At 56.0% G+C, this 26,726-nt stretch carries 25 protein-coding genes and 3 pseudogenes; 11 read left to right on the plus strand and 17 right to left on the minus strand.

Translation table 11 applies throughout. The features are described from left to right. Positions 1 to 6: 6 nt before the first annotated feature. The gene (locus AC1D2R_RS28865; protein ID WP_477972829.1) at positions 7 to 891 is read right to left on the minus strand and encodes a dihydrodipicolinate synthase family protein; all 885 of its coding nucleotides are present in this window, start codon (positions 889 to 891) and stop codon (positions 7 to 9) included. Positions 892 to 1,043: 152 nt separating this feature from the next. Continuing rightward, positions 1,044 to 1,814, minus strand: coding sequence for an SDR family NAD(P)-dependent oxidoreductase (locus AC1D2R_RS28870; protein WP_477972830.1), 771 nt, complete (start codon positions 1,812 to 1,814; stop codon positions 1,044 to 1,046). Positions 1,815 to 2,211: 397 nt separating this feature from the next. Between AC1D2R_RS28870 and AC1D2R_RS28875 the strand changes: the two genes are divergently transcribed. Beyond that, positions 2,212 to 2,667 carry a GNAT family N-acetyltransferase gene (locus AC1D2R_RS28875; RefSeq protein WP_477972832.1) on the plus strand — a complete coding sequence of 152 codons (456 nt, stop codon included), beginning with the start codon at positions 2,212 to 2,214 and terminating at the stop codon, positions 2,665 to 2,667. 101 nt (positions 2,668 to 2,768) lie between these two features. After that, positions 2,769 to 3,503: pseudogene (locus tag AC1D2R_RS28880) on the plus strand (integrase core domain-containing protein); the annotation flags it as partial. On the opposite strand, the gene AC1D2R_RS28885 reads toward AC1D2R_RS28880, so the two are convergent. From AC1D2R_RS28885 to AC1D2R_RS28905, 5 genes and pseudogenes are all read right to left on the minus strand, one after another. After that, a complete protein-coding gene (locus tag AC1D2R_RS28885) occupies positions 3,500 to 3,754 on the minus strand; it encodes a hypothetical protein (RefSeq protein ID WP_477972834.1) in 255 nt (84 codons plus the stop codon). The pseudogene AC1D2R_RS28880 and the gene AC1D2R_RS28885 sit on opposite strands and share 4 nt — an antisense overlap. A 305-nt stretch (positions 3,755 to 4,059) precedes the next feature. Beyond that, positions 4,060 to 5,215: pseudogene (locus AC1D2R_RS28890) on the minus strand (YcaO-like family protein). Positions 5,216 to 5,263: 48 nt separating this feature from the next. After that, a complete protein-coding gene (locus AC1D2R_RS28895) occupies positions 5,264 to 5,479 on the minus strand; it encodes a hypothetical protein (protein ID WP_477972836.1) in 216 nt (71 codons plus the stop codon). A 22-nt stretch (positions 5,480 to 5,501) separates the two neighbouring features. Continuing rightward, positions 5,502 to 7,340: a peptide antibiotic resistance protein gene (locus AC1D2R_RS28900; RefSeq protein WP_477972837.1), complete on the minus strand. Its 1,839-nt coding sequence runs from the start codon at positions 7,338 to 7,340 to the stop codon at positions 5,502 to 5,504. A 3-nt stretch (positions 7,341 to 7,343) separates the two neighbouring features. Then, positions 7,344 to 7,787 carry a helix-turn-helix domain-containing protein gene (locus AC1D2R_RS28905; RefSeq protein ID WP_477972838.1) on the minus strand — a complete coding sequence of 148 codons (444 nt, stop codon included), beginning with the start codon at positions 7,785 to 7,787 and terminating at the stop codon, positions 7,344 to 7,346. 436 nt (positions 7,788 to 8,223) lie between these two features. Between AC1D2R_RS28905 and AC1D2R_RS28910 the strand changes: the two genes are divergently transcribed. Next, the gene (locus AC1D2R_RS28910; RefSeq protein ID WP_477972840.1) at positions 8,224 to 8,421 is read left to right on the plus strand and encodes a hypothetical protein; all 198 of its coding nucleotides are present in this window, start codon (positions 8,224 to 8,226) and stop codon (positions 8,419 to 8,421) included. A gap of 90 nt (positions 8,422 to 8,511) precedes the next feature. Here the strand turns inward: AC1D2R_RS28910 and AC1D2R_RS28915 are convergent, their stop codons facing one another. Beyond that, complete coding sequence (locus tag AC1D2R_RS28915; protein WP_477972842.1) at positions 8,512 to 9,510, minus strand: 3'-5' exonuclease; 999 nt, start codon at positions 9,508 to 9,510, stop codon at positions 8,512 to 8,514. A 698-nt stretch (positions 9,511 to 10,208) separates the two neighbouring features. On the opposite strand from AC1D2R_RS28915, the pseudogene AC1D2R_RS28920 reads away from it, so the two are divergent. Beyond that, positions 10,209 to 10,818 (plus strand): annotated as a pseudogene (locus tag AC1D2R_RS28920) (outer membrane protein). 142 nt (positions 10,819 to 10,960) lie between these two features. On the opposite strand, the gene AC1D2R_RS28925 reads toward AC1D2R_RS28920, so the two are convergent. Further along, positions 10,961 to 11,851, minus strand: a complete 891-nt coding sequence (locus AC1D2R_RS28925; RefSeq protein ID WP_477972844.1) for a LysR family transcriptional regulator — start codon at positions 11,849 to 11,851, stop codon at positions 10,961 to 10,963. Between the two features lie 134 nt (positions 11,852 to 11,985). Between AC1D2R_RS28925 and AC1D2R_RS28930 the strand changes: the two genes are divergently transcribed. The 3 genes from AC1D2R_RS28930 (at position 11,986) to AC1D2R_RS28940 (ending at position 13,178) form a co-directional block, all read left to right on the plus strand. Continuing rightward, positions 11,986 to 12,201 (plus strand): helix-turn-helix domain-containing protein, encoded by a 216-nt coding sequence (locus AC1D2R_RS28930; protein ID WP_477972871.1) that lies wholly within the window; start codon positions 11,986 to 11,988, stop codon positions 12,199 to 12,201. A gap of 301 nt (positions 12,202 to 12,502) precedes the next feature. After that, on the plus strand, positions 12,503 to 12,712 hold the full coding sequence (locus AC1D2R_RS28935; RefSeq protein ID WP_477972846.1) for a hypothetical protein: 210 nt from the start codon (positions 12,503 to 12,505) through the stop codon (positions 12,710 to 12,712). 115 nt (positions 12,713 to 12,827) lie between these two features. After that, entirely contained in the window at positions 12,828 to 13,178 is a 351-nt protein-coding gene (locus AC1D2R_RS28940; protein ID WP_477972848.1) for a hypothetical protein, read from the plus strand. A 7-nt stretch (positions 13,179 to 13,185) separates the two neighbouring features. On the opposite strand, the gene AC1D2R_RS28945 is transcribed toward AC1D2R_RS28940, so the two are convergent. After that, on the minus strand, positions 13,186 to 13,998 hold the full coding sequence (locus AC1D2R_RS28945) for a class I SAM-dependent methyltransferase (RefSeq protein WP_477972849.1): 813 nt from the start codon (positions 13,996 to 13,998) through the stop codon (positions 13,186 to 13,188). 109 nt (positions 13,999 to 14,107) lie between these two features. Between AC1D2R_RS28945 and AC1D2R_RS28950 the strand changes: the two genes are divergently transcribed. From AC1D2R_RS28950 to AC1D2R_RS28965, 4 genes are all read left to right on the plus strand, one after another. Continuing rightward, positions 14,108 to 15,238, plus strand: a complete 1,131-nt coding sequence (locus AC1D2R_RS28950) for an ABC transporter substrate-binding protein (protein ID WP_477972851.1) — start codon at positions 14,108 to 14,110, stop codon at positions 15,236 to 15,238. A gap of 2 nt (positions 15,239 to 15,240) precedes the next feature. Then, a complete protein-coding gene (locus AC1D2R_RS28955) occupies positions 15,241 to 16,305 on the plus strand; it encodes a FecCD family ABC transporter permease (protein WP_477972853.1) in 1,065 nt (354 codons plus the stop codon). Then, on the plus strand, positions 16,299 to 17,054 hold the full coding sequence (locus AC1D2R_RS28960) for an ABC transporter ATP-binding protein (RefSeq protein WP_477972855.1): 756 nt from the start codon (positions 16,299 to 16,301) through the stop codon (positions 17,052 to 17,054). Before AC1D2R_RS28955 ends, AC1D2R_RS28960 begins: the two co-directional genes overlap by 7 nt. A 547-nt stretch (positions 17,055 to 17,601) precedes the next feature. Next, a complete protein-coding gene (locus AC1D2R_RS28965; protein ID WP_477972857.1) occupies positions 17,602 to 18,876 on the plus strand; it encodes an O-antigen ligase family protein in 1,275 nt (424 codons plus the stop codon). An 11-nt stretch (positions 18,877 to 18,887) separates the two neighbouring features. On the opposite strand, the gene AC1D2R_RS28970 is transcribed toward AC1D2R_RS28965, so the two are convergent. The 7 genes from AC1D2R_RS28970 to AC1D2R_RS29000 form a co-directional block, all read right to left on the minus strand. After that, positions 18,888 to 19,466, minus strand: a complete 579-nt coding sequence (locus tag AC1D2R_RS28970; protein ID WP_477972858.1) for a sugar transferase — start codon at positions 19,464 to 19,466, stop codon at positions 18,888 to 18,890. Next, positions 19,467 to 20,405, minus strand: a complete 939-nt coding sequence (locus AC1D2R_RS28975; RefSeq protein ID WP_477972860.1) for an NAD-dependent epimerase/dehydratase family protein — start codon at positions 20,403 to 20,405, stop codon at positions 19,467 to 19,469. Positions 20,406 to 20,445: 40 nt separating this feature from the next. Then, entirely contained in the window at positions 20,446 to 22,362 is a 1,917-nt protein-coding gene (locus AC1D2R_RS28980) for a polysaccharide biosynthesis protein (protein ID WP_477972862.1), read from the minus strand. 193 nt (positions 22,363 to 22,555) lie between these two features. Continuing rightward, positions 22,556 to 23,353, minus strand: coding sequence for a glycosyltransferase family 25 protein (locus tag AC1D2R_RS28985; protein WP_477972864.1), 798 nt, complete (start codon positions 23,351 to 23,353; stop codon positions 22,556 to 22,558). A 360-nt stretch (positions 23,354 to 23,713) separates the two neighbouring features. Continuing rightward, positions 23,714 to 24,640, minus strand: coding sequence for a hypothetical protein (locus AC1D2R_RS28990; RefSeq protein WP_477972865.1), 927 nt, complete (start codon positions 24,638 to 24,640; stop codon positions 23,714 to 23,716). A gap of 19 nt (positions 24,641 to 24,659) precedes the next feature. Next, complete coding sequence (locus tag AC1D2R_RS28995; protein ID WP_477972866.1) at positions 24,660 to 26,168, minus strand: MBOAT family O-acyltransferase; 1,509 nt, start codon at positions 26,166 to 26,168, stop codon at positions 24,660 to 24,662. A 309-nt stretch (positions 26,169 to 26,477) separates the two neighbouring features. Next, on the minus strand, positions 26,478 to 26,726 hold a 249-nt coding region (locus AC1D2R_RS29000; protein WP_477972868.1), incomplete at its 5' end, for a transposase domain-containing protein.

Consider the following 26,726-nt stretch of genomic DNA (forward strand, 5'->3'; position numbering starts at 1 on the left):
TCTGACCTATGCAGCCTTAGAGCGGAAAAGACTGTCGAAGGCCAGAGCAAGTTGCGCCTGCCCTTCGCTGGATATTGAAACGAGCGGCGGACGAACCGCAAGCCACTTTTCATCTTCCGTCAGGCGAGCCACCATGGCTTTCACCGCAGCGGTCACGGGATACTTCAACAGTTCGGCAACGAAGTCCTCAATGCGCGAATCGTCCCTGCCCTCTTCCGCCATCAGCTTGACCTCGCCGGGCACGAAATTTGCCATGCCTGAAATCGCCCCCTGGCCGCCGAGCCGCACGCCTTTGGCGAGGTGACGTTCGTCGCCCACCAGGATGACGAGGTCGCCATGCGCCTTGAGCAGCGTTTCCGTGAACGGCCAGTCGCCGGAGGAATCCTTGACGCCTGTGACGATCTTCGGAAACGCGGTCCGCAGCCGACCGATCAGCGACACCGTCAGCGGAACCATTGTTACGGAGGGAATATTGTAGACGATGACGTCTCGCGCTTCCTCTCCCATGAGGGCGAACACAGCCGAAAACCACTTGAAGAGGCCGTCATCGCTGACATTCTTGAAGTAGGAGGGTGGAGCAAGAAGGATATTGCGGGCACCATTGGAAAGCGCGTGAGCCGCCTGCATCGCCGCGTCTTCGGCAGCGTCAACCAGCACGCCGACCACGACATCTTTTGCTGCTATCCCTGCATCAAGAAAGGCGGCGAGCACACGTTCGCGTTCCGTCGTTCCAATAGAGGATCCCTCACCTGTCGTTCCGAACAGCGTCACGCTCGAGCATCCGGCAGCGAGGCTTCTACGGGCCTGCTGGATCATCGCACCGATCGCGATATCGCCGTTGCTTTCGAACGGTGTGGCAAGAGCGACGGAAAGCCCGAATTTTTGTGTCAACACCAATCCTCCTCAATAACGTGTCAGGCGTAACAGACTAACATGTTAGTTGTAAAGAGGTGATTTACTGCGACTTCTATGGAGTTAGTTCGGCCAGATCTAGATCGACGGTTCGCCGGTCGAAGCACCGGCTGGGGTTGTGCGCCAAGGGTTCAGAACAGCCTGATGCCTGTTAAGTCGGCGAGGCGGTCCATGAGCTCATCCTGGAAACGTTGGTCCGTCACCTCGCTGGCAGCCTTCATTTGCTGGCGGTGATACCAGTAGCCACCGCTAACCTTCTCGGCTGCCCCGTCATCGCTGACTGCAAGCCAGGTCTGGGTCAGGTGCCCCATCTCAAGATCATCCGGCGCTCCCGCTCCGCCCATTTTAGTAGGCACCCACCCGGGATTTACCGCGTTGCTCGACACCTCCGGCCAATAACGAGCAACCGTGGCCGCAAGTGTCGCCACGTGAAGCTTGCTCTCAGAATATGCCTGGCTGGCATTCCAGGGCCGTTTCGTCCAGTCGATATCGCGCAAGGGGACGCCAGCGCCGATATGCATGCCGCTCGTGAGGTAGACCAGGCGATGGGGGCGTTTGATGAGAGCAGTGAGGATGTAGGGGGCAAGTGTGTTCACCGCGATTGTCTTGGCGTGACCCTCCGGAGTATTGCCCCGGCTCTGCTCAAGGTAGATGCCCGCATTGTGGATGATGGCGTCCATGCGTCCTATATCGTTCACTTGGCCGGCGATGGATCGCGTCTCATCGGCGCTGCTGAGATCGCCGATGACGATACCCGCCGGGCGAGACGACAGGACTGCGATTGCGGATGCGCGATCGCTCGTGCGGGCGTGGAGCACCACATCGTGGCCTTCAGCCATCAATGTGCGCGCCGCAGCGAGGCCGAGACCATCGGTGGAACCCGTTATGAAAATACGGCTCAACGCGGCATTCCTTTCTGGTGGCAGGTCAAGAGGGGCGATTTCGCCGGGCGCTTCAAGTGGTCAAATGCGGACGCTGGGACACCGGCCCAGGCGGTATCCGCCAGTCTAGGCGGGTCATCGCGCAGTTGTCCTTTTCACCAAGCAGGAACCGAGCAGCTGACATCGACCTGTTGGCAGCCGACCCAGAAACCATCGCCCTTACCTGTTCGTAGACGCTGCTCCGTTCCTGCAAAAAATGCAATTGCCAGCCTCATTCGATCTCCCGCAAAACGCGTGTCACGATGAAGTCACGGCATCTTTGCGCAACTGTGTGGTTAACTCACGATCGTCACGCCAAGGTTATGTCGCGTGTCGCACATGTTTTTTTATGTCGCAGTCGCAGTTACAGCAGGTTCGCATGCCAGTGTTTTTGAAGAGAGTAAGCCGTTCCGAAGCGTTGTGCAGGGGATCTATCATTGTCGAGGCTTACGCTGAGCCTCCATGGCTCGAGGACTGGAGCATCGAGACAGCGACGTCACGCCTTGACGAACTCACGACGACACCGGGCTTTCTGGGATTTGCAGCGTTCGACGAGGATGAACTTGTCGGGTTCGCCTTCGGCTTGCCGCATACTTCAGCAATCGGCCGTGGTGTGCACGTCGCGGAAATCGCCATCTTGCCACGATATCAGCGAAAGGGGATTGGCACAGGCCTCCTTCGTCTGATCGAGGACGAAGCCCTCCGATTGGGCTATGTGCACATATGGCTGGTGTCACAGCGGGCTGGCGGCGTCGCTGACTACTACCGGGCCAACGGATACGATCCGTCCCGCAGGGTTTGCGTCTACACCAAGGTTCTCGGTCAGGTTCGCTAGGCGATCCGATCGGAGGCCGCGCTATGGCCCACAGATAAGAATTTACCAGCTAGGTGTTTGATCCCGGATTTTGATGGTGCAATCTTCTCATCAGCTTGGAGATTTACGCGCTGCAGCCGACCATTCCGCATCTGACGCGATCGTCTCTGCATCGCTGTTTGCAACGTCATGGCATTTCCAAGCTTGCCGATGTCGACGGCGACAAACCCGTCCGCAAGAAGTTCAAAGCCTATCTGCTAGGCTACTTCCATATCGATATTGCCGAAGTGCGCACCGAACAGGGCAAGCTGCACATGTTTGTCGCAATCGACCGCACATCGAAGTTTGCCTTCGTCGAACTGCACGAGAAGGCTCCGACAGCCGTTTCCAGAGAGTTTCTATTACGCCTGATTGCAGCTGTCCCGTACAAGATCCATACCGTTCTTACCGATAATGGCCTCCAGTTCACCACCCCAGGAGCCGGTGGTTCGGCCGTTCCGCTCATCAAGGAAGCCATTGCAAGCGGCGAAAAATTCTGGGCGCATGCCTTTGAATACACCTGCGCCAAGAATGATATCGAACACCGAACGACCAAGCCCAGACATCCTTGGACCAATGGACAGGTCGAGCGAATGAACCGCACGATCAAGGATGCGACCGTCAAACGCTATTATTATGAGAGCCACGATCAACTACGCCAGCATCTCGCTGATTTCGTCGGTGCCTACAATTTCGGCCGCCGCCTCAAGACCCTCAAAGGTCTAACGCCCTATGAATTCATCTGCAAATGTTGGACAAAAGAGCCCGAAAGATTCACACTCGATCCGACCCATCAAATGCCGGGACCAAACAGCTAGTGTGTGTTCCGGCTTGTGGCAACCGCGGAGAGTGCTGGGATCGTTATCTCGGCGTTTGGCACATCGAGTATCTCGCGATTGACCGCCTGTATCGCCAAATCAAGCCAATGCATTGCACTTACAAGCTCAATATCCTGTGCAGCACATTTTGCATAGGTGATCAGGCGCGCCAACGCTACAAGCTCAGTCAGATCCTCCGTGGATCTTTCGTTTCCGTTGCCCGCCTGATTGCCTTCAGAGGTCGCGCTCATAGATGTTCTCCAAACAACGAGGAGAACATATTGGATAGAGGCCATCGCGGCTCGTGAATAAGGCGTGAAACAATCTATAGATGCATTAACACAACGCACATCCAGCAGGGGTATTTTTGGAGCGATGGGAATGTCTCTTGGACCGGCATTGAAGCATCGATGACCGTTGTCGCATACTTTCGGACCATGTGGGGGTGCCACATCTGGGCTCGATCCAACCCCATATCCCTCTTTGGAAAGATCATAATAGTGGGGCATCTATGAGCCGAACCGACGCCGGTGGAATGAGACGAGGAATTGGGCACTCATGACATAACAGCCCGTGAGATCGCCCGGTTGCCGTAGCGGCGCGCACGTTCACCGTCGGGATTTTCGAGAGCGGGAATGAATACCTTGACGACGCTAAAGGGAAGGCTGGGATCGCCAAGGGGCAGAGCAGCCACGGTGTCCACACGCGCCAACCGCAGCGCATTCAGTGTATGCTCCAGAAGTTGGGGCAAGGTCCGCTGTTCCTCCGACGTGACCATCGCCGGGATGGTTGGGCTGACTTCAAAGGCGCGCCGCGTTTGCTCCGGCAGCGGCATCAGGAACGTTTCGGGCGAGATGTCGTCACGCGCACCGCTGATATAGGTCAGCCGCGACTGCGCCGCCTCGGTGATCGCCCGTATAGCCGCGCGTACCGGCGATGGAATGAGCGCCACTGCCCCCCGTTACCTCAACGAAGCGAACATCGCCTCCGGAGCAGACATTCGGCGGACCAAGAATCGCTGCAAAGCATGGAATGGCGATGTCGCTCGTGACGTCGAAAAGCCGAAGCATGCAGCCTGCCCGTTCGATCCTTTCAACCAACCCATCCAAAGCCGGATCCCGGAAGGCGCGAGGGTCAACGCACCGCGAATATCTGCGTTCGTCGCTCCCAATCTGCCAAAGGACATGTGCGTCGCGCTCGACGCGCTCAAGGATGCCATGCAAGGTCGCCTCTTCAAGACTATTGCCCGAAGCGAGCCCGTCGGACGTCCTCCAGAAGCGACCACCGCGCGTCCGATCGAGAATGGCGGCTTCGAGCGGCACATGGATGTCGGTCCGGGTGAGGAGTTCATTCGCAACCGCCCAATCGATCTCTTCCTCCTGATCGATATCCCTTCGATGGAGGCCGATCAGACTGTTCAGTGGCTCGACCCTATATCCCCGATCACGCAGGCAAAGCGCGCTTGTCCGAACAGGTTCGACGAACGGCCTGCTGGCCACAGCACGCTCCAGCGCTTCCATGGCAGCTGACACTTTAGCATCGACGTCGTGCAGGCCCTTGCCCTGAGCGACAACAATCGAGCGCGCGTTGGGTGCGTAGGCACACCAGACAGGTATGCCAATTCGATCGAGATCGGTGTGACGGGCAAGGCGGGTGATACCGAAATCAGCAAGCAGCGGTTGAACACGCGACAGCGTTTCTGACGCGGACATGATCCGATCGGAGTATGAACCAGCGCAAACGGCAATCAGTGCAGTGTCTCAGCTTTCTACGTGGCCAGAGAAGACGGCCTTTGCCGACGAAACGGCGACAGCAAAGTCGACTTTCTTGACAAAGGTTCCGCCAGCCTTGCGCAGGTCGGCGGCTTTCGCCAGATCCCCAGTCGCCGCATCAAGGCGTTTTACCGTGCCCGCATCGAGATCCGCGACCCAAAGATCTGCTTCTCCCGCAACTCCAAAAACGACAGCTGTTGCCATAAACTAGTCTCCTCAGGTTAAGTCAAAATCCGGCTTTCAGTAGGCCCTCGCGGTAAAGCTCCTTCTGCCACTGTTCCTTAAAAGGAACGACAGAGAGCCATTTCTCCAGATCGAAGACGGGGTTCAGGCTCTCGGAGCGCTGCCGATAGAACTGTGCCCGCTTCCGATCCCCCATCATGGCGCAGCTGGCAGCGGCGATGCGGTGTGCCGGAGCTCTATCCTTCATGGCTTCCACATAACCGATGGCGTCTTCATATTGCTCGAGAAAGTAGCTCGCTCCCGCCGCACACCAGAAGTAGGCGTCAGGGGATATCGGATTGAGCGACATCGCTCTTTGTATTTTTGCCAGCGCATCCTTCGGGCGGGAAGCATGGACCAGCGTATCAGCGTGGCTATAAATAACATCGGCAAAATGGGGACTTAGCTCTTCGGCGAGACTGAGCGCCGCAAGGCTCTCGTCGACGTCCCCGAGATAGAGCTTTGTCACGCCCAGTTCGCGGTAGCCCCCCGGCAGGGTTGAGTCCCTCTCTATTGCCTTCAGTGCATTCGTTTCGGCCAGTTGCAGCAATTCCGAGCTACCTTGGGCTGTCACGAGCCACTCGTTTGTATATGTTCTCGCAAGCCCGGTGAATGCGGGCGATAAATCGGGATGGTGGCGAAGTGCCTCCTTGAACGCGGTGCGCGCCCTTCGAATATGAGGCAGGGTCAGCTTGCCCATCAAGCTCGCTCCAATCAGATACGAGTGGTAGGCTTGAGGGTTTGCCTCGATGCTCAGCCGCGCCTCCTCGTTCTTGGCCAATTCACGCACGACGGAGGAGGTCAACTGCTGCGCCATGAGGCGCCTCTGCAGGGGTAGGGTGTCGGTTGTCATGCTAAAGCGGTTTGCCCACAAAATCTCATCGGTGGGAAAATAGACAAGCTGGGCGTAGAGGCCCTCACCCGACAGCCTTGTATCCAGAAGATAGGATATGGAGTGCCGTGCCACGACCACCGACTTGTCGGAATCGCGCCGGATCTGCTCGGCGGTGTGCGGCGCAACAATCGAGACGTTTCGAAGGGCGCAAAGCTCGATTGTGACATCCTCGATCAGGGCGCTTGCAAGGGGCAGCCCCGGAGCATCGCCCTGCGACGTCGGGGGCAGCAACACCAGGCGCGGAAGCGCTGGACGGGGCGCAGCCGCAGGTTCGGCGCGCTGTTCGGTGTCTGTCAGGCTCCTCAATACCGGGTAGACCGCTGATCTGCCGACTTTGTCTTTCTCACCCAGGCTGGCTGTTCCAGGCAGTTGCCGCAGCATTGCCCTGACCGCTTCATCTTCGGGATCTTTCTCCAACAGATAGAGGCCGGCACCCGAGAGCAGCCGAAAATGTTCGGTCTTCTTGGCGACCGGCAAAGCCTCGAAGAGCGCGTCGCGCAGCTTCAGTCTTTGGTTCCTGCACTCCGACCTTATCCAGTCGTCAACGGGCTTCGTCGCGGGTTGTACGGGTTGCAGGAAGCCGCGCTGTAGCAGATCGGTGATTGCAAGCAGTTTCTTCAGTGGAAGATCCTCGGCGTCCAGCACCTCCAGATCAACCGACACGACTGACGTCACGAGACGGATCGCGTTTGACATGATTTCAAATGGCGGCGAGCTGGTGTCACCGTCGATGCGACGAATACGTGAAATCAATTTGCGCAGGTTCAGACCTGCGAGTTCAGCATCGGCATCCGCCCAGAGGAAGCCTGCCAACTCGTGGCGAGAGAGTACGTGAGGTTTGCGCGTGAAAAGGTACGCCATCATCAGGAGGCCCTTTGCCGGGTAGCGGACGGCGTTGCCATCAGCATCGGTCAGTTGCAGGTCGCCAAATGTTTGCAAACGGTACACGCGCTACCCCTGTACTGTTTCTACCTGATCCCAGACATCGCGACTGTTCCCGGTCTGGGGTGCCGAACCGAGGCTTCTCGTCAGCGCGAGCAATTTCTGCCGCACATTGGCGTCCTCGATCGCGATGAACGCCTTGCCGAGCGCCAGACCTTCCTTCGATGCCATGAACAGGGCCACCGCGTCGGTCTCCGGCGCTGCGGCGCTGTCACGTGGCTGGGTAGGATCGTTCTCAAAGAAGAAACCAACAGCGACCCCGAAAATCTCGGCTATGCGCAGCAGTCGGCTGGCGCCGATCCGGTTGACGCCTTTCTCGTATTTTTGTATCTGCTGAAACGTAATACCCAATGCCACCGCCAAGCTGGCTTGGCTCATGCCAAGCATCTTGCGTCGGAGCCTGACGCGCTCGCCGACATAGGCATCAACGGCGTTCGTAGATTTCGCCTTCATGGCCTCCCTCGCCTGCAGTATGAGGAAATTCGGAATTCATAATGATAGCTTCCGACGAAAATGCAACCAAAAGTAAACTAATTTCTTCATAATTCTTTGTGGGTCGCCGGTGTGCCAGAGATTTATGTAACCGCGGCCCGAGACTTTGTTGGCTTCCTCTACAGCAGGCAACCTGCTTTACCTCATCGGTCGGAGCAGCCCGTGCCCGGTTCATGCCAGGCGGCGAATGGATTCCCTTAATACGTGCTCATTTTGCACTATTGCCAGCTCAGGTAGTGTCACGGCTATTTCACGTGAGCTCCGTCGCTTTGTCCCTATACTTCAGTTCAACAGCTGGGGTGCCGAAGACATCATCATTGACCATGCCGTTCAATATGTCTGAAGCTCCGGGCACAACACAAGCACGCATTTGCCATCAAGTTGGAGATAGAATGTCATGGAGTTGCCTGCCATACACATCAGCCATGCTGATAGACTGTCAGCTTGCCGCCAGGAGATTGAGGACGCAGTTCATCAGTTGATTTTCAGCAAGAAACAGGCTGAGTTTTCCCCGGCGGAAATCGCCATGGCAATCGCCGACATTGCTGACGATTACATCCTGAAGCTTTCCAAGCGGCAGGCGGCGACGCACTAAGTCGGCCTGTTAGACTGACCCGACCAACCGAGCTCCCCTGGCGCAAACGCGGTGTAGCGGCCTGTCTGTCTGCGATCAGCCTTTTAGGGATCAAGCCTTGTAACGATTGAGCGCCGTCAGGTATTGGGTTGGTGGGTCTGCGTCATCCCAGCGGTAGATTTCTGCGCGCAGGTAGGCGAGCTCGTCTGGAAGCGCATCCTCGTCGATCTCGATCCACCAGGACTTCGGTCGGCCGTCGCTGCCATCGGACCAACGGTATCCCCTCGCCTTCAGATGGTCCTTCATGTCGAACGGGCTGTGTTCCGCAAAGATGCGCACGCGCGACTTCTCACTGGTACGAAACAGCTCTGTAAAGGGAGCGTCGTCCGGTCCTGCGGCCCGTTCCAGGATTTCGAGCAACGCGAAGCAGTCATCGACGGCGCGATGGCCCTCATGAAATAACCCGGACTGACCGACGAGGTAGCCGAGCTTGGTTCCTTCAAACCCGCGCGTGCTCCAATCGATCTCGCGGACCGAGCACGCCCAGGCCTTGTCAGCGAACACGTTTGAGAACCGCTCGCAGAATGGCCGGTCGAAACCCGCGTTATGGGCAATGATCAGATCGGCTGGCTCGATCAGACTGCGCAGGGCCGCCATATCGATTGCCTGGTGTTCAACCATGTGGTCGGTGATGCCCGTAAGCCTGGTGACCTCCGCCGGTATTGGCACGCTCGGCTGTTGCAGCCCACCGAAGACACCCAGCACATCGCCAATGTGACCATGGTCATCGAAGGAAAATGCAATCGCACCGATCTCGATGATCTCATCGGTCGTGTGGTTTAGGCCCGTTGTTTCCGTGTCGATGATAACGCCCACTTGCGAAAACCCCGGCCGTCTGGTCGGGACGACATGACGCGGACGTAGTCTGCGGAGAATACGGTAGTCTCCGCTGTCCTCCAGGCTTCGCGCCATCTCTTCGGTGGACATTGGCGCGGCGACCATCCGCTTTTTCTGCGACCTCACCTCGATCGATGGTTCGGGGGAGGACGCCGCCCCGGCAAACATGTCGAGTTGCGAGATCGTTCTGTTTGCTGTTTCGTTTCTGGCCATGCCCCAGAATAGAAAATGAAAAGGGTTAGAACAACCGGCAGCGAACCGTTCTGCACTGCTTTGCTACTAGTCCCCCGGCGTTGATGTGCTCTGAACAAAGCGGCCACCCCGCAATAAAGCGTGGAAGCGGCCTCTTCAGCGTTTCATAGTCTCTCTCAACCGGTCGAATAGGCTTGCGGAAGTATTCTACCAAATTGGGCAGGTCGTTGGATGTTTGATGTTGGGTGCATGATCTCCCGTTTCGCGGCGCTGTAGGATCGAAGTATTCGATTTGTCCTCAGGAGCTCTCGCATTAAAGGATGGCATTTACGGCGGCCCTGACCGAGACCATCAAGCATGAAGCCTTCGTGATCGACGGCGCTGGTGCCAGTGTTCCTTGTGGGATCGCAATGACGATCTCATCGAATTGCCATTTGTCACCGAGCGCGGTGCGCTGCGAGCGCATTCCGGATAAAGAGCACCACGCCACGATGGCTGCTTCAAGGTTCCCCGCAGCAATCGTAGTGTTCTAGATGTTCAACGCGAACACGCACTACGTCGCCCCCATGGGGGGCGTACCTTGGAGCTGCACTTCGTGCGACCTGAGGATGGACGCGCCACCCGCATAAGCCGAACAGATATGGAACTTAGACCCCAGGCTGCACGTGGGGCGGGGAGTGTGGCGCTGACTGCGGCTACAGCTTTTATCTCGTCCAAGTTTGTTCGTTTCGGTCGCGATTCTTTCGCTTGCAGGTGGGCCTGCCTTTGCTGCGGATCTGGTTGAGCGGCCCGCTCCAGCGGCGGCCGCACCAGCATTTACGTGGTCCGGACCTTACGTCGGTATTGACGGCGGTGCGGGTTGGCTGAACGGGGATTTTTCAGTTGGAAGCGACAGCGTGTCTGAGGACTTCAACGGCGGCCTGTTTGGTGGATTTGTTGGCTACAACTGGCAATTCGACAGCATCGTCCTCTGCGTTGAAGGAAATCTTGAATACAACTGGAACGACAAGGATTTCGGCGGCCTGAACGTCGGAACTGATTAGTCTGGCGCCGTTCGCGCCCGGGTGGATACGCGTTGGACAACGCCCTCATCTACGGCGCTGCCGGCTGGACTGCCAGCCGTGCTTTTCTCGAGGAGCCGGGATTTGACGATGAGACAAGATGTTCAACGGCTACACCCTTGGCGCAGGCATCGACTACGCCTTCACAAACAACGTCCTCGTTCTCGGCGAATATCGCTACAACGACTACGGCAGCAAGGACATCCTGGGCGTCGATGTTGACCATGACCAAAATGTCGTAAAGCTCGGTCTAGGCGGGAAGTTCTAGCCTCCCAAGCAACGATCAGCCCCACTTCTGAATTGACCCTCGAAAGTTGGACCTCCAACTTCGGGGGACTTGCATGACGCAATGCAGCAACTCGTTCAAGCAGCGTGTAGTGGAGTCCAGATGAGCAATAGCTCCGTATTCCTCACCTGCCCGGCCTCGCCAGCGATCGGGCGATATCGACGATGTCATCGCGTGAGGCAGTCGGATCGTCTCTGTTCCAGGCAACCCCCAGCCCGATCCGGAAATCGATCCCCCTCACCTTCTTGAGCTCGAAGGCACGGTTGGGCAGATCGCGAACCCACTCCGGGGCAAAGCCGATGCCAAGCCCTGCCGAGACAAGCGACACCAGTGAGTAGGTGTCGTCGCAGGTATAGGCGATATTGCGGGTCAGATCATAGGCCTCGAACTTCTCGTTGAAGTATCGCTCGGTGTAAGACAGGTTCTGCCTGTTGAAGGCGATGATCTTCTCATCGCGCAGATCATCGATGCCGATCTCCTCTTGCGCTGCCAGCGGGCTCGCCTTTGCCACCGCCAGCAGATAGCGCTCATGGGCAATCGAGAAGAACCGCAGCGAGCCGATGTTCTCGACCGGTCGGATGAAGCCGAGATTGATCTGGCCGCTTTCCAGGCTGCGGATGATATCGCTGGTGTTGCCGCTGGAAATATGGATGCGCACGTCAGGATACTTGCGGGCGATCTTTGCCAGAAACGCCGGCAGCACCCCTGTGGTGGCCGGATAGACGGTACCGATCCTGATCTGCTTCATCGTCTTGCCGGCAACCGCCCTGGTGATCTCGGTGGTCAGATCGATCTCGCTGAGGATCCTGATGCAGCGATCGTAGAAGGTTTCACCCGCCTGTGTCAGCTCGACGCGTCTCGTTGTTCGCACGAGGAGCTGCAGGCCAAGCTCCTTCTCCAGTGCCTGCACCTGTGTGCTCAGCGCCGGCTGGGCAATGCGGATCTTGGCAGCCGCCCTGCCGAAGTGCAATTCCTCGGCCACCGCCACGAAATATGAAAGCTGGCGTAGTTCCATGGGGATCCAATCAAGCGTCTTGGTTTGATCGTTCGTAGTTTTGCACATCCGTTGTCGCATCAAGGCAACTTCGGTCGACAATTGTAGAGAATACTCCGTGGATGAATACTCTACAACCCGATTTTCTCGTCTTTATGGAGATCCGGGAAACGTTCGCAAAAAACCTTAAAAAACTGCGGCAGGCCAAGCGCATGTCGCAGGAAGAACTTGCGCATCGTGCTGGTATAGACCGGACGTACATCAGCTCGCTTGAACGATGCATATACAGCCCGAGCATTGAAGTTCTGGATCGCTTGGCGAGCGTACTTGGCGTTGAGCCAGGCGACCTTTTAACGAGAGTCGATCATTGAGGGTCGTTTTCGCGTCGCTACTCTTTGGCTGCTGCGGTCCAGCGCGATTTTGGTCTACGTTGCTCCTCCGGCATCAAGCTTGGAATTCGTTCAGTTTGTTTTTCGATTGCTGACACCTCCCAGAACAGAAAACGGGAAGGGCAAAACCGTCGGCGGCGATCCGTTCTGCACCATTTTGCACACACTTGTCTCAATTTGGGGCATAGCCCAGATATCCGACATTGGATATTAACGACACATCGGGCCGTTCGTCGCGTGACGTGGGACAGAGTGTAAACGGATAAGCGCAAGAATCGCTTGCATGAATCGCAAGGCGGCAAGAATGAAAGATGATCCTTTTAACATCCCGTTGCTCGTTAAGGAATTTGACCTTTTCGCTGATGAACTGAGCAAACTCCCATCCTCGGTCGAGACCACAGCTCTGGAACTTCGATTCGCGTTGCTGCGCCAAGCAGTCGAGGCGGAGCGTAGAACTCGGATCACCGAGGAAGTGAATATCGATCCAAACTAAGCTTCCGTCTGTTGCTTGGCGCTACTCATCGCGTTGGATGAATCTTCAAACTTCGTTCACCTTATCGCTGCACCGTGCCGACCGAAGCGACTCGGGATTTTGCGGGACACAGTGCATGAGCGAATATCAAAATAGGGCCGTGGAGCTGATGATCACGACCATAGGGGAAACGAAAGTGTTGGATCGTGTGGATCGAAGGGTCCGATTTCTGCGGCAAGCGATCGAGCTTTTTCAAGCCATGGGTGGCTCCTCACAGGAGGCCAACGCCGTTATCGCCGCAGGCATGTCCGGGCCGGTGCCCGCTGTCTCTTCCAAGCTGGGGGACCTTATGAGCGAACTCGCCGGCGTCGGATATTCTTACGACATTGACATGATCCAAGCGGCCTACAATACGCTGGATCAGGGCTGGCAGCGCATCACCGATGTGGACACCGATAAGACCACAGGTCGTGCAAGGAGCGCATAGGCAGCCACTAGCCGGCCGGCTTGCTGGCGCTAAGTGCAAAACGGTGTTGAATTCCCCGCGAAAGCCCCTTGAGATAGTTCCAGTGCCTAGCCTGCGTGCTATGGATTTCCCGCAAGTCCGTATCGACCGAAATACTCTCAAAGCCTGCCTTTTCGAGCATGTCTGCAACAAGATCCGCACGTGCGCCGTCGGAGAAATGAATGCGCGACAGAATGCTTTTATGGGTCTTCGCCAAGTCGGCTGACGCGTGCGCGACATCAGCCTTGACTACACCCAGCTTCTCCAAAACTCGCGCCAACTCCTTCAAGACACGCTCGGTTCTGCCGACAGTAACGAAGTCGCCATCAACGATCAGGATCTTCCCCCCTGGCTTCAGGACACGCAACCACTCGACAAACGCAGCCGCGGGATCAACAAGGGTCCAGACGAGGTGGCGCGTTATGATGACGTCATACATGTCATCTGGCTCCATGGTGTTCTCGACGTCGGCCATTCGAAAACTGATCTTGCGATGCCGGGAATTCGCCTTAGAACGCGCCCGTTCCAACATTGGTTCGGCCCAGTCTAATCCGGTGACCTGAAAACCCAGATCATCCATCAGATGAGACACCACCCCGGTTCCACTGGCAAGGTCGAGTGCCTGCCTGCCCTCCCCGTGTCCCAGATGCTTCAGGACAAGACGATGCCATGCGTCCCGCTCCTCGTCGGAAAAAATCTCATGGCCCGGCGACAGATCGAACGTTTCCGCCCGCGCCGACCAATAGGCCCTGATCTCCTCACGAAGACCGAAGTTGCTTCGGCTATCGGCGTCCAGCTTCATGAATGCAAATCCCGTGCGCTGTTTCGTTGGAATCGTTCTAATAGATATAACTTGACTATTTAAATCATAAAATCATAGACGGAATGGGTTTTCCACTGGAGTGATAATCATGCGCCTCACAGGCAGAGTCTGCACCCTCGCGGCCGTCCTTCTTGTCTCCGTGGCCTGGCCGGCACTTGCTGACAAGGTCACCATCACGGACGTCACTGGACGGAGCGTTGAGGTCGATGCGCCGGTAAAGCACATGATTCTTGGCGAGGGAAGGCAGATCTACTTCCTCGCCGTTCTGGATAAGGACGCACCGTTCGAGCATGTCGTCGGCTGGCGCGATGATCTGCCGAAGGCCGATCCGGAATCCTACGACGCCTACCTCAAGAAGTACCCGGAAATCGCCCAGTTGCCGACCTTCGGCGGCATGAAGGACGGCACCTTCGATATCGAGCAGGCTGTTGCACTGAAACCGGACGTCATTCTGATGAACGTCGACGCAAAGACAGCCACCGAGGAAGCAGGCTACATCGAGAAGCTCGCCAAGGTCGGCATTCCGCTGGTCTACGTCGATTTCCGCGAAAAGCCGATGGAAAACACCGAGCCGAGCATGCGCATCATGGGCCAACTCATGGGCAAAGAGACGGTTGCTGACGACTTCATCAAGTTCCGCGCCGACAGCATCAAGCGCGTTACCGACATTCTGGAAAAGAATAACCCAACAAAGCCGGTTGTCTTTGTCGAGCGCGCCGGCGGCTATTCGGATGATTGCTGCATGTCCTTCGGCAACGAAAACTTCGGCAAGATGGTCGAGATCGCCGGCGGCATCAACATGGCAAAGGGTATTATCCCCGGTACCTTCGGGACGGTGAACCCGGAGCAAATAATCGCCTCCAACCCGGATCAGATCATCATTACCGGCGGGAACTGGGACAAATTTGTTCCGGGCGGTGCCTGGGTCGGTGTGGGATATGGCGCCGATCTCACGCAAGCACGTCGCAAGCTGGACGCATTGACCAAGCGCCCGGCATTTACGGGCGTCAAGGCGGTCTCCGACAGAAACGTCCACGCCATCTGGCACCAGTTCTACAACAACCCATACCAGTTCGTCGCCGTCCAGGAGATGGCAAAGTGGTTGCATCCCGATCTGTTCGCTGACCTCGATCCGGAAGCGACCTTCAAGGAGTTGCACGCCCGCTTCCTGCCACTGGATTACAAGCCAGGTTACTTCGTCTCACTGAAGGCCGAATGAGGATGGCGGCAAACGCTGTCGAGGCAGATGTGACAGGGCGCGAGCAATATCGCGCCCTGGCGTTTCGCCGGTTGATGATCCTGATCCTCCTCACCTTTTCGCTCTGCTTGAGCATTGCGTTTGATATGGCGCTTGGACCGGCGAACTATTCGCTTTCAGACGTAGTTTCGGCTCTCTTGGACCCATCAGCAGCAGCCAACCAGCTGCGTGTGATTATCTGGGATATCCGCATGCCGATCGCCCTGATGGCGATCACCGTCGGTGCCTCGCTCTCAGTCGCCGGCGCACAAATGCAGACCATCCTCGCCAACCCGCTCGCAAGCCCTTTTACACTCGGCATCTCGGCTGCCGCAAGTTTCGGCGCAGCGCTCGCACTTGTCGGCGGCGTGGCGCTTTTTCCGGGTGCCGTCCAATACATGGTACCCTTGAATGCATTCCTCATGGCGATGGCGACAGCCCTGTTCATTCATTTCGCGTCGACCATGCGCGGCGTCAGCGTCGAGACGATCGTATTGCTCGGTATCGCGCTGGTGTTCACGTTTAATGCAGCTCTCTCCCTCCTTGAGTATCTTGCCTCAGAACAGGCACTTGCCGCCGTGGTCTTTTGGACGATGGGAAGTCTCACGAAAGCAACCTGGCCCAAGGTCTGGTTCACGGCTGGCGTGCTTGTCGTCACCGTCCCGCTCTTCATGAAAAATGCGTGGGCACTAACCGCCCTGCGCCTTGGCGACGAAAAGGCCGCCAGCATGGGGGTCAATGTGAGACGACTGCGTCTGCAAACGATGATGCTTGTCAGCCTGCTTGCCGCCATCCCGGTTTCATTCGTAGGGACAATTGGCTTCGTCGGCCTTGTCGGTCCTCATATCGCTCGGATGGTTGTCGGCGAGGACCAGAGGTTCTTTCTTCCTGGCGCCGTTATCTCGGGCGCGCTCCTGCTGTCGGTGACGTCCGTCGTCAGCAAGGTGCTCATTCCAGGCGCGATCCTTCCAATCGGCGTTATCACGGCGTTGGTGGGCGTGCCTTTCTTCTTTGTGCTCATCTTCAGCAACAGGAGACGCGCATGGTAGCGCTCACGCTCAAACACCTGGGCGCCACCTACGGACAGAGGAAGGTTCTGTCTGATGTGAGCATAGATGATCTCACGGGCGGTAGTGTCACTGCGATCATCGGCCCGAATGCTGCCGGGAAATCGACCCTGTTCAAACGAATCGCCTCCCTCGTAAAAGGGCCGGGCCTGGTACAGCTCTCGGACACCCAGAGTGGCGCGCGCACGATCTGCTATATGCCGCAGGATAGTGGCACCAATGCTGTTCTAACTGTTTACGAGTCGGTGCTCCTTTCCGCAAAACAAGGGAGCGGCTGGCGGGTGGCCGACCAGGAACTCGTCGAGATCGACTCAATCCTCAGGACGTTGCGCATCGATGATCTTGCGTTTCGAGGGCTTGGAGAACTATCCGGCGGGCAACGACAACTGGTAGCACTCGCGCAGGCGCTTATTCGCAGGCCCGAAGTGCTCTTGATGGACGAGCCGACGTCGGCGCTTGATCTGCACCGTCAGATCGAGGTGCTGAGTTTCATTACGAGCGTAGCACAGCGCGATGGCATTATTGTCTTGATCGCTCTTCACGATCTAAATCACGCCCTTCGCTATTGCGAGAATACGATAGTCATCGCCGATGGCGAAATGGCGGCCAGCGGCGCTACGTCCTCCGTGGTGACGCAAGAGATGCTGCGAGATATTTACAAAATAGATGCTCGGATCGAGCACTGCTCGCAAGGCAAGGCGATGGTCATTGTTGATGGCGCGCTACACTAGCAGGCGGCAACCATCGGTGTAAGCAGCCATGGTGATGCTGCCAGGACGTGATCTGAGCGTTACCTCGGCCAGAATAGTCACCGCGCCGCCACGATCACGACGGCGGACCCGCCGCTGCGGAAATCGGTCGCCCGATTGCCGACGGACGAATGCGCGATAAGGAGGTCGCCGCCGCTGTGCTGGGTTGAGGATCGCAGTTGTTCACAACTCTTGCGGCGGCGGCCAGCACACGAATCGTTTTTTTGCGGCTGCGATAGATAGGAACCGGTCAATTCGATATCGCGACCCAGTGCAGCCTTTCGCGCTCGACAGCCAGTTGTCGTGCGGTCCTCATCGATGCCGATAGACATCAACGCCGGGGGAAATCGCTTGTGGGCGGCACTGTTTTCAAGATATGCGATTGCTAATCCGATGCCGCATCGCCAGGATCGAACAAATACGCACTGGAAACCGACTCTTGAATAACTCGTTCAAAGCTTCAGCCAACACGATGCGCCCTTCTCTCAAAGGGATTGGCTGCGTGCTTTGGTTGGCAGCCATATCACCAATGCTCATCGAGAGTGATACCTATCGCTACGCCTCGCTGATCCTCGTTTTGATTGCATTGTATTACTACATCACGGAGCCAGAGCGTCCGCGCGCAAACTGGCTTGCCTGGCTGTGCCTGGGTTGGGGTCTCTACGTGAGCGCGCGGTATACGTTGATCTACTTGACAACGCCACATCATGATTCGGGCGCGTCAGAGTGGCTCTATGCTTTTCCCGTTTTGTTTCCGATTCTCGGGGTCGCCTTTGCACTTTACGAAACGGAAATGGAGAAGATTGTTGCTGGCTTTTTCCTGATTGCACTTGCAATGCTTGCCGTGACCGTCTCGATCGATATCCCGCAGATCGTCAGCGGCGAAGCTGTTCGACCATTGATCATGCACAACCAGATCCATGGTGCAGTCGCCTGCGGCCTCATCTTCGTTGCAACGACTTTCTGGCTCCTTCACTATCTGACGTCACCGTCGGGCAATCCCGCCTTCGCGCGCGTCGCCTACATTGTGTCCCCGATCCTAATGGTATTATGCCTGGTTGCTATTTACGGTGCAAAATCAAAGGGCGTCTGGCTGGCGCTGGGGATTACTCTACCTTTGCTCGGGTTCGCCGCATCGAGGTACTTCAAAGTGCGGACGGCCATACTTATGATTGGGTGCGCAGCAACTCTGCTGATTGCTGGCCTTTATACTGTGCGGCACAACATCGACCGTACAGCCGGCCCTACGGCACAGGCCGCGCTTTCGATGATCGGACATGTCGTCGACAGTCATGATGTTTCACAGACGATGACGCAAACGATCTCTAGCTCTGCCACGCCGACGTCCATGGATGAGCGCTTGCAGCTTTGGTCGAATGCCTGGGAGGTTTTCTCGGCGGCGCCGGCGCTCGGATGGTGCAATCAGTGGATGGAGCGGTGGTCCCAGGCGCGCTATTCAAGCGTTCCCTATACGCTGATGCACAACGGCTACCTGGAAATTTTGGTTCGCTTCGGACTGATCGGCGCCTTGATCATGACTATTATCCTCGTGGGCCTTGCAAGGTCGGTCTGGCAAGCCAGTCGCGAGGGTGTCATTCCACGTGCGGCAATGCACGCCTATCTTGTCTGCCTGTTTTTCTTCGCCCTAACGCTTCTAAGCAATTCCAACAATAGGCTGGCGATCGGCGAGAGCTTGGCGCTGATCAGTTCCGCCTTTGCCTGTTGGTGCAGCCTGCGGCTGTCGAAGGCTAGTGCGACTGCTAACGAGATACTTTCCACGCCAGCGAAAGCAGCCGTCAGGTAACCGCGAGCAACTCACCGCCCGGCCGCGTCACCCGTCCCCTTTCCGGCCACCGAACTGAGAATGAGCTTTAAGTCGCGCCACAAACTAGCAGTTCTGATGTATTCCGCATCGGCCTCTGCAAGGGCGTCTGGCGTGGACATATCAATCCCCGAGAGCTGCGCCAGACCCGTTATGCCCGGCCTGACTGCGAAAACCCCCTTATCCCTGCGCGCAGCGATCACCTGAGGCTGCGAAGGAAGGCAAGGGCGCGGGCCCACCAAGCTCATATCTCCGACGAGGACATTCACAAGCTGGGGAAGCTCATCCAGTTTGTACGCGCGCAGTTTCTTGCCTAAAGGCGTGATCCAGGCCTCAACAGCATCGTGGGAGCCAACATCAGGTGTTCCGGCCGCCATCGTTCGGAATTTCATGCACGTGAATGGGACTTCAAAGCGACCAACCCTTTTCTGAAGAAAGAGTGCTCCGCCATGGGAAGAACGCCGAATGAGAACAGCCAGGACCATGAGGACAGGAGACAGCAGTATCAATCCGATCAAAGCAGCAAAAAAATCAAATAGGCGTTTCACAGCCTGATTGAGCCCACTAAGCATCTATTGTTCCTTTGTAAGCTGCATCGAGCTCAGCGTGGCGGCCAGCGCGTCGGGCATTTGAAAGGGCGGTACCCAATCGAGCAACCTCCGCGTTTCTGACGTGTCGATCTCGAGAGATCGGGTAAGTCGGTAGACTAAGTCTTGCTTGCGGATTGTCCTTGCACAGATTTCTAGAAGAATTGGCGGACATGGCAGCAAACGAATCGAGGCCCCGGCCGCAACAGCGAGCATCTTAAGCAGCTCCGGTGTAGAGGGACTTTCAAGATCGCCTGCCATCAATGTTCTACCCGCAGCACTTGGATGGGATGCCGCTCTCACGATAAGATCCGTCAGATTTTCCAGATAGATCATCGACCTACGATTCTGAATTGATCCAAGAGGTAGTGGGATACCCTCCGCTACGCGGTGCGCCAACGCCGCAAAGCTTCCCTGTACCCCAGGCCCATAAACAAGAGGTGGGCGGATGATAACGGTCTCAAGTGACCCTTCGTCCGACAACACACGCAAACGCCGTTCTCCTTCCAGTTTCGAAGCGGCGTAGGCTGTCTGCGGGTTCGGCGTATCGGTAGAGGTGAAAGGCCTGCCGAGATCCGTCCATTCGCCATTTACTTTGACCGAACTCATATAGACGAACCGTTTGACCCCAGCAGCAACCGCCTGCTTCGCCAAATTCATTGTCCCCTCGACGTTGACCTCCCAGTAATCATCGCGGGTTGCTGATGGTCCCAGCACAACGTTTTGATTGACCGCAGCCAGATGCACGACAACGTCAATGCCTTCCAGCGCGGCCGTCCAATCGGTATTGCTGTCGATATCGCCGACGGCAACGCTACCGTTGCCTATTTTCCGGCCAGCCGCCTGGTAGGGAACTCCACGTTGCCGCAGGGTTGCCTGAAGTCCTCTCCCAACGAAACCACGCGCCCCGGTCACAAGAAACATACCAGACCTCGCTATCAAATTGCTATGGACTGGGCTGGAATCACTGTGGCATCTCCTGTCTCAGGGAGACGAGATCCACAACCGCCTCTATTGGGTGATAGCCGTGCACGAGCTCGCCCAAAGCTTGCTTCAGTTGCTTTGCGTCACCGGTCTTAGCGACCAAAGCAAGGTCGTCCAGTTTCGCCAACAGTTCGGGCCAACTTATAAATTGTTCCCTTGCACGTCTGATTTTTGGGTGATCGGTAAATTCAGGATTGTCATTGAGCAAAAGCTCCTCGTAGAGCTTCTCTCCAGGCCTGAGGCCGGTCGTAATGATGGCGATATCACCGGCCGGATTCTGCTCGTCTTGCACGGTCAGGCCCGACAACTCCACCATTCGGCGGGCAAGGTCGATGATTTTCACCGGGTCGCCCATGTCTAGAAGATAGACGTCGCCTCCGGTAGCCATGGCGCCGGCCTGGATAACAAGCTGCGCAGCCTCAGGCACGGTCATGAAAAAGCGCGTTATCTCAAGGTGGGTGAGGGTGATGGGGCCGCCGCGGCGGATCTGCTGGCGAAAGAGAGGGACAACAGATCCAGATGATCCCAAAACATTCCCGAATCGCACCATGGAGAACGTTGTGGCCGCATTCTGGTCTGCAAGAGCTTGCAAGATCATTTCTGCAAGGCGCTTGGTTGCCCCCATGACATTTGTTGGCCTGACGGCCTTGTCGGTGCTCACCAATATCATTCGATCAACGTTGGTAGCCAACGCTGCCCGAGACACTATGAGCGTCCCCAAGACATTTACCTTGACGCCTTCAGCGGGATTTTGCTCAACCAGCGGAACGTGCTTGTATGCCGCTGCGTGAAATACAGTAGCGGGCCTCCATGTCTCAAAAATAGTTCTCACCCGATCCTCGTCGCATATGTCACCAAGTAGCGGAACAATCGGGAACGCCGTTTCTGCGCCAGCACCTACAAGTTCTCCATGAAGGGTGTAAATACCAAACTCATTCTGATCGAGGAGAAGAAGTGCTCTGGGCTTAAGTTTAGCAATCTCACGGCACAGCTGGCTGCCAATCGAGCCTGCAGCGCCAGTAACAAGAACCACCCGATCACGCACGTTCTGTCCCAGAAGACCAGAATCTGGCAGCACAGGTACGCGGCCCAGCAGATCTTCTACGTCCAGATCCTGCAGGTCAGTTACTTGCGCTTGGCCCGTCGCAAGTGCGCCAATGTCCGGAACAGTGCGAACCGAGACCCTTGCACTGCGCAACCGCTCCAGAATCTCGTTGCGCCGACCTCTATCAATTTGCGGGAGGGCCAGCAGCACAGTTCTGACCTCCAGATCGCCGCAGATCACTTCGATTATATCCGGACTGTAGATCCTGACGCCGTTGAGTGACATTCCTGTCATGCTTTTATCGTCATCCAGGAAGCCAACGACTTTGAACTCGCCACCATGACTCAACGCGCTCACCAGCTGTCGCCCTTGGGCACCTGCGCCATAGACCAACGTCCTGATCGGCGCGTTTTGTCCGAGGATCCTGCCGTAAGCATCGTATAGGAAGTAGCGGGCGACGAATCGTGATAGACCGATTGCGAGCAGTAGAAGCAGTGGCTGAAGGATGCCAACCGTACGGGGTACGGTCGGGACGCTGATGGCAGTAAAAATCACCATATAGACCAAGCCGTAGACCAATACGCACTTGATCACAGTCGCAAATGCAGTCCATCCCATGAACCGAAAGATTGCCCGGTACAGTCCGAATGTGATGAACAAAGGCAATGCTATCACGAGCGAAACCGGGATAGTCATATACTGAACCCCGGACAGCACATACCAGTCATTGAACCGGAAGCAGAAGGCAAACCATACTGTTAGAACGCAAAGGCATGCGTCGAACAGCAGCGCTATGACCCTCTTCGCCGGTCGCGGCAGAGCAAGAATCTGCTGAACGTATTTTTCAAACATAGCGAGTGCCCGGACCTCTTGATTTAGACCTGTCTACAAAAGAGGAGACCATCTCACACGTGATCCCACGGCAGTCCGGATCCAAGTGTAATAAAAGACAACAAAATCACCACAAGCAACATCGGGAGGGTTTCTCTCCGGCGCCAAGCTGAAAAGGTTAGGTCAGATGATATTTGCAGACAATCGTCACTGCTCATGTGAGTGAATATATTGCTCGCCGAATAAATTCTAAGGCGCGAAATAGATGGGTTTGAATTCGGCGATAGCCGCGAAGCTTAATCGATGCATACCTAGCGCGATCCGCGATCTGACTTTCTCGCGACCTTGCAGAAAGCTTTAGCACATTGTTCTTGACGCTGTAGACCCTAATACCGGTTTCCCAGCCCCTTTCGAGTGCCACATCGAACGGAAATTTTATCTCCCGCAAAGCAACAACAAGGTTCTCCGCGCCTTCGCGAGTAACCAAATAGCAAGCAGCCGATCCTTGGGGACCGAAGAAACACTTCCCGACTATATCGCCGAAACCGGATCGGGCGATGGGCCGAAACCCGATTGCCCGATGGTTCAGAAGCTTTATCACGTCGGCGAACTGGGCCACTACACTTATTGCCGCGGCGCGAACGACGAGGTCACTTTGGAGATCAACGTCGTCTTCCAAGATCACCGCGGATTCCGCATCGCCCGCTAAAAACGCCCTCAGAGCCTTCAAGTGCGCGAGATAACAACCGTACTCCTCAGGAAGCATCGGACGCCCGTTTGCCCGAATAAAGGCTTCATAATTGTAGTCAGAATATTGATGGGCATTGACTTGAGAGCCATCGACGGCAGCAACACGCTCTACGTTGACACCAAACTGAAGAGCCTGATCGCGGATATGCTGCCAACGGTCAACCGATCTGTCCAAGTTGATGACGTACGCGGCCACTTTTGGATGTTTACCGGGTACGGCTGCCGAGGCAGATTGAGGCGATGAGACCGTCGATTGTTCCAACATCTTCCCCCGTGTTTAGGTTTTTAAAAAAACGTCAGCAATTTTTGCAGATTAGTAGCCTAAGGGAGCTGATGATCTTCATCCATTAGTATGTCTAGGCGCACCGCGCAAGTGACTGACCCGTGTTCTAAGCGACGTCCAATGGATCTTCGAACCCCTATTCGCCCACCATTTCCCACGTTCGACCCATTGTAACCCGCGCTTTAATAGCCCTTTGTGCATTTTGACGTTTTCAAAAACACGAGAGAAGTTGCTCAGCCCACAGAGTTGCGGATTGCACCATGAGGCCGTTCGTTGTCGTCCTCGACGGTCAGATTCGAGGCATTGGAGGCCGCGTAAACGTAGGCCGGGGCACCGCTATCACTTGCAGGATAGCTTCAGGCACAGGGTACTCGCAAGCACGGTCGAGGCCCGGCGAGCGCCGTCGATGGTCGCGTGGTATCGCGTGTCCATGAAAGCATCGGCGGGAAGAAGGTAATCCAGCGGGTTACCCGCCGATGAAAAGCCTATGGAGACAAGAATATTATCAATATTCTCGAAGAAGTGCCCGTATTCAGCCGTATGATACACCGGGTTGTCGAGCATTGGCGGCCACGCGTGTATCAATCCTATATGGTTGTCCTTGGCCCATTCTGCGAACTGAAAAATCGATGCAGAAATATCACTCTGACGGTACAGATAAGGCAAAATAGGTTCAACTCCGTTGATAGTTGCCGCCATGTACGGAGTTCTGTTCGCCGGAACGTTTACGGTTTCATCCCCACGAGGCGTAATGGCATCGCCATGGTATAAAATCATCTCATTTGGAAACGCTCCCCCATAATTCTGTTTCAGAGATTCCCATGGCGAATATCCAAACAACAGCGGCGGAACGTTTTTCACCGAGGTTTTCAGGAGATAGTTTGGATCTGAGGTCGCAACGTATTCGGTTAAAACCGTTGATGGTGGCGAATCCCGAAGCAATTGGTACTCAGGAGTGAAGACTACGGTGTCTCCGGGTTTCAATACGGTCATTACTCGGCGGAGAATGTACTCGATGCCAAGGCCGGCGTGCGTTCCGAAGTTGACTGCCTGAAGGCCCGTCAATTCGTGGATTCTGTCTGCAGATAACGAAAAGTGCGTGCCAGATCCTCCGACCAACACGATCCGAGGCACATGGATGCCCTCAAGAGCCTTTTGCTTTCTCTCGTAGAGCGTGTCGATCCACGCGGAAGCCACGGGTTTGGGCATCGCGGCGGCATAGCTAAACCAGATCGCAGATAGCGAAATGAAAACACCTGCCGCCAACAGAATGATCTTGGCGCATCTAGAATTGGAAGTAGAGGAACTCGGAAGGGGCTGCGCCGAAGATACTAAACCCAGTGATCCATAGGAGCACAGAGGTGCCTGTAGCTCGGATGATCCAGGATATCCTATTTGCTCTTTCATGATTTCCTTCCCTATTGATCTGCAAAATCTGGTCTGTGTTTGGGGCGGCCCAGATGATCGCAAAGGAAACGATTACTATCGTCCAGAATGCCGAGAAGTCCGGAAAGGACATCCCCTTTCCCCAGGTGAAGCCCGTGAGGTGATCCACGCCGAGCAAGAGACTTGCCTCGCCGGGCAACGATACGGTCGCTGGTTTGAACATTCCACCCAAAATGTTCAATGCAGCGCCGAATGTCGTAGCGCGGAAAAAAACCCAGGCGACGACTACGATGCCAAATGTCATCACAGCGTATAGAGGCGTAAGCAACCGGTTAAGGGCTCCAAGCCAAGGCGCGACGTAATCGCGCCACAGGTGGTTCACCACCAAGCATAATCCATGAATCGCGCCCCAAAATACAAATGTCCACCCCGCACCGTGCCACAGCCCGCCCAGCAACATAACAATCATCAGATTTATGTGTCGCCGGACCCGTCCTCCTTTGCTTCCGCCCAAAGGGATGTAAAGATAGTCTCTGAGAAAGCTGGACAGAGTGATGTGCCAGCGGCGCCAGAAATCGATAATGCTGGTAGCCTTGTAGGGAGAGTTGAAGTTCAGGGGGAGCACTATCCCAAACATCAAAGCAATTCCGATCGCCATGTCGCTATACCCGGAGAAATCGAAATAGAGCTGCGCGGTGTATCCGAGCGCCGCAGCCCAGGCTTCGAAAAACTCGAGTTGTCCCAGTGGCGCTTTTGCAAAAAGTGGAGACACGAATTGCGCGATCGGATCAGCAATCGCGACCTTTTTAGCGAGGCCTATCGCAAAGATCGGCAGGCCTCGTCCGATCGTGTCTAAATCGACTGAGAATTTGCGGTCAAACTGGCCAATGATGTCCCTGTAGTGAAGCAGTGGTCCGGCAATCAGATGTGGAAAAAACACTACCGATATTAGATAGCCCCTCAATGGGACCGCGTTCATTTGCCCTCTGTATGTGTCAACAATGAAAGCAATTTGCTGAAAAGTGTAGAACGAAATTGCGAGTGGAAGGGCCGCTTGTACCGTCCCGAGGTGGTGGCCAGACAAAGCCGATAGATTATCCAGTACAAAACCCGAGTATTTGAACCAGCCAAGTGCAAATAGATTCCCGGTGACGCCGACGGCGAGTATCATCCGCCGAATTCGGCCGTCCGGTGACTTTGTGATACCTAATGCAACGGCGTAATTGAAGCTGATCGAAGCCAGCATGACAAAGATGCCGCTGACCTCCCACCATGCGTAGAAGAACAGAGATGCTAGCGTGAGCGTAGTTATAGCTGCGCGCTTGCCAACAAGGTGCCACGCCCCCGCGGTCGCGAGAATGGTCACTGGCAGAAATGCAAAGATAAATTCCTGAGAGTTAAACAGCATTTCTACACGATCCTGTTGGCCCGCATTCGGTAGAATATTAGAGGCTGTACCGTCCAGTGCTCATCAGCAACACCTACAGTAAATAGGCATCGCTGCAGCAGTCCATCGACCACGAGGCGATGCGCGGCCTTCCGCGTGTGGATACCGTCCAGGCCGCCGTATTACGGCCTGGGGCCAATGTCTCGGCGGTTGCCCAGTCTGAAGGCTGCTTGGATCCCTCGCAGCTTTATGGGTGGTGGTCTGAACCCTCCAAACTGGACCGGTTTTGGTTAGTGTTTTCCGGTGCTGATGCAGGAGCAACGTAAGCGATTAGCCGATAGCGTCAGCAGTGAAGTTCCACGGCATGAGCAACTCAATGTCTGAGGCTGGCCAGCGATTTGCGATGCGGGTCAGGGTCTGGGATAGCCAGGCGAGCGGATCGACACCGTTCATTTTTGCCGTCTGCAGCAGCGTGGCGATCGTCGCCCAGGTTTCGCCGCCTCCCTCGCTACCAGCGAAGAGACTATTTTTTCTTGTAATTGTTTGGGGCCGGATCGCGCGTTCGACAATGTTGGAGTC

It is taken from the genome of Rhizobium sp. P1_C7 (assembly GCF_056406295.1).